Annotated in this window: 1 protein-coding gene; it reads left to right on the forward strand. The window is 65.8% G+C overall.

The annotated features are described in order from the left end of the window. Positions 1 to 558, forward strand: a 558-nt coding sequence (locus HUA74_RS44975; protein WP_254625570.1) for a condensation domain-containing protein, incomplete at both ends; no start/stop codon positions are given.

Consider the following 558-nt stretch of genomic DNA (forward strand, 5'->3'; position numbering starts at 1 on the left):
ACATCCCCTGGGCGCTCAAGCTCACAGGCAACCTCAACGCGGACGCACTGCTCCAGTCCCTCAACGCGCTGATTCAGCGTCACGAGGCCCTGCGCACCCACTTCGCCATTCACGAGGGCCAGCCCGTCCAGCGCATCCTGCCCGACGTCCGCATAGCGCTGCCCGTCGTCGACCTGCGCGCCCTGGACTCCTCTGCTCGCGATTCCGAAGCCCAGCGGATCATGCGCGAGGAGGCTCTTCACTCCTTCGACCTGTCTCGTGGCCCGTTGGTGCACGCCACTCTCGTGCGCCTCACCAATGACGAGTTCCTCCTCCTCATCACCAATCACCACATCGTCTCCGACGGCTGGTCCATCGGCGTCATCGTCCGTGAACTCGCCGCCTTCTACCGTCAGTTCGCTGGGGGCGAGCCTGCCCAGCTTTCTCCGCTGCCCATCCAGTACGCCGACTTCTCCGTCTGGCAGCGCCAGTGGCTCCAGGGCGACGTCCTCTCTTCCGAAATCGCCTGGTGGCGCACCCAGCTTGCCGGTGCCTCCTCGTCCCTGGAGCTGCCCACTG

The organism is Myxococcus sp. CA051A, from assembly GCF_013336705.1.
Lineage (GTDB): Bacteria > Myxococcota > Myxococcia > Myxococcales > Myxococcaceae > Myxococcus > Myxococcus llanfairpwllgwyngyllgogerychwyrndrobwllllantysiliogogogochensis.